This window comes from Solemya elarraichensis gill symbiont (genome assembly GCF_002021095.1).
In the GTDB taxonomy this organism is placed as follows: domain Bacteria; phylum Pseudomonadota; class Gammaproteobacteria; order Chromatiales; family Chromatiaceae.
Map to the genome: position 1 here is coordinate 1 of NZ_MPRK01000255.1, position 2,461 is coordinate 2,461.

The 2,461-nt window shown below is 54.4% G+C and carries 3 protein-coding genes and 1 pseudogene; 1 reads left to right on the top strand and 3 read right to left on the bottom strand.

Annotation, left to right across the window (positions count from 1 at the left end):
• A pseudogene (locus BOW51_RS11280) lies at nt 1–230 on the top strand (hypothetical protein); the annotation flags it as partial.
• A gap of 119 nt (nt 231–349) precedes the next feature.
• On the opposite strand, the gene BOW51_RS09840 reads toward BOW51_RS11280, so the two are convergent.
• The 3 genes from BOW51_RS09840 to BOW51_RS09850 form a co-directional block, all read right to left on the bottom strand.
• A complete protein-coding gene (locus BOW51_RS09840; RefSeq protein WP_078477561.1) occupies nt 350–961 on the bottom strand; it encodes a DNA-3-methyladenine glycosylase I in 612 nt (203 codons plus the stop codon).
• The gene (locus BOW51_RS09845) at nt 939–1,910 is read right to left on the bottom strand and encodes a PhoH family protein (RefSeq protein ID WP_078477562.1); all 972 of its coding nucleotides are present in this window, start codon (nt 1,908–1,910) and stop codon (nt 939–941) included. Before BOW51_RS09845 ends, BOW51_RS09840 begins: the two co-directional genes overlap by 23 nt.
• The coding region (locus BOW51_RS09850) for a TRAM domain-containing protein (RefSeq protein WP_135568232.1) at nt 1,907–2,461 on the bottom strand (555 nt) is incomplete at its 5' end. The genes BOW51_RS09845 and BOW51_RS09850, both read right to left, overlap by 4 nt.

Consider the following 2,461-nt stretch of genomic DNA (forward strand, 5'->3'; position numbering starts at 1 on the left):
TTTTCCTTTGGCGCTGGCGCACGTCAGAAAAACAGTCTCGCCTAGTGGCTACCGGGGACTACGCGCCTTCGATTCTCTCTCCTTGGCGCGCAGCGGATGTCGAAAGCCTGCTAGAAGAGGCGGATGTCGTTGAGACGCACTGTGATTTCTGCATGGCAAGATACAGCTTTGATGCGGTAGACGTGGCTGCACTTTTCAGTGATGCCATGCCTGCGGAGAAGGAGCAGTAACAGACCGTGGGTGTGCGCGGTTTTAAATAATCCGTCATCCCGGGCGAAACCTGGTGAAGAACCAGGAGCCGAATCGTGTACTGCCCGGATCCCCGCTTGCTCGGGGATGACGAATGTATTTAGAGGGAGTCAGTTCCCGTAAGGGTGATTAACTTCCGGTGACGAAAACAGTCAGTCGTATGGTCATTGACCATGCCGATCGACTGCATCAGCGCATAACAGATGGTCGGGCCGACAAAACGGCAGCCGTAACCTTTAAGTGCCTTGCTAAGCTGTACAGATAATTCAGTCTGTGCCGGTATCTCTGCTAGCGTTTTCCACCGGTTGTGTCGTGTTTCTCCATCAACAAAGCTCCACAGGAAGGTATCGAGTGAGCCGTGTTCTTGGCGGATTTTCTGCACTGCACGTGCATTGTCGATGGTGGAGCTGATCTTCAGGCGGTTACGCACAATGCCTGCGTTGCCCATCAGGCTCTCCAGCTTGCTGTCGTCGTAAGCTGCTACTTTATCGATATCGAAATTATCGAATGCCAGCTTGTAATTTTCCCGCTTGCGCAGAATGGTGATCCAGCTAAGACCTGCCTGTGCTCCCTCGAGTGTCAGCATCTCGAAGAGTTTCCTGTCATCGTGCACGGACACGCCCCAGTCGTTATCGTGATAAGCGACATAGAGCGGGTCATCACCGCACCATGTACATCGGTGGGGGAGATCAGTCGTCGGTTTTTTGCTCATACGCCTCGATTACCTTTTGTACCAGCTTGTGACGTACCACGTCATGTGAGTTGAAAAAGGTAAAGCTGATGCCATCGACCTCAGCAAGTACGTCAATCGCCTCGCGCAATCCTGATCGTTTGCCTGTCGGTAGGTCAACCTGGGTTATGTCTCCGGTAATGACCGCGGTCGAACCAAAACCGATTCGCGTGAGAAACATTTTCATCTGCTCGGTGGTTGTGTTCTGTGCCTCATCAAGAATGATGAAGGATTCGTTGAGCGTACGCCCGCGCATATAGGCCAGCGGAGCGACCTCGATAACATTGCGTTCGATCAGCTTGTGCACACGTTCAAAGCCGAGCATCTCATACAGGGCGTCGTAGAGCGGACGCAGGTAAGGATCAATTTTCTGGCTCAGATCGCCGGGCAGAAAGCCGAGTTTCTCGCCTGCTTCGACAGCCGGACGTACGAGCAGAATACGGCGTGCGGTCTGGCGTTCGAGTGCATCCACGGCGCATGCAACAGCGAGAAAGGTTTTGCCTGTTCCTGCCGGCCCGATGCCGAAGTTGATATCGTGCGTCACGACCTTGTGCAGATACTCTTTCTGGTTAGGGCCGCGTCCGCGCACCATGCCGCGGCGGGTCTTGATAACGACCTCCTGCGGTTCATGTGCTGGCGCTTTTGCGAGCAACTCATCAATACCTGCCTGCTGCAGGGCAAGGTGGATGCGTTCTGCGTCGAGAGTTTCACTTGCGGTATCACGGTAGAGTTCGATGATCAGCTCTTCAGCTGCACTGACAGAGCTGTCCGGACCAACCAGGCTGAATGCGTGGCCGCGATTATTGATCTCTATGCCCAGCTGGCGCTCGATCTGGTGCAGGTGTTCTTCGAGCGGACCACAGAGATTTGAGAGACGCTCGTTATCCTGTGGTTCGAGTGCGAGTTGCAGCGTTGTGGGGTGGTCATTCATTGCTTGTCTGCCAGCTCGCCGCGCAGCGAGTTGGGGAAGGCCTCCGTAATACGTACATCGATAAATTGCCCGATCAGTTCTTGTGATCCCTTGAAGTTGACCACGCGATTGTTCTCGGTGCGCCCGGATATCTCATCCGGATCCTTGCGTGCCGGGCGGTCGACAAGTACACGCTGCGTGGTACCAACCATCTGCCTGCTAAAGCGTTGTGCATTGCTGTTGATCGCCTGTTGCAAGCGCTGCAGACGTGCCTGCTTGACCTCCATGGGCACGTCGTCGGAATAATCTGCAGCAGGAGTGCCGGGGCGTTGGCTGTAGATAAAACTGAATGAGTGGTCGAAGTCGATCTCCTCGATCAGTTTCATTGTTTGTTCGAAGTCGGTATCGGTTTCGCCGGGGAATCCAATGATGAAATCGGACGACATGCTCATATCGGGACGAAGTTCACGCAGGCGGCGAATCTTCTGCTGGTATTCAAACGCGGTATGGCCACGCTTCATACGCATCAGCATCTGATCCGAACCGCTCTGTACCGGAAGGTGCAGGTGGCT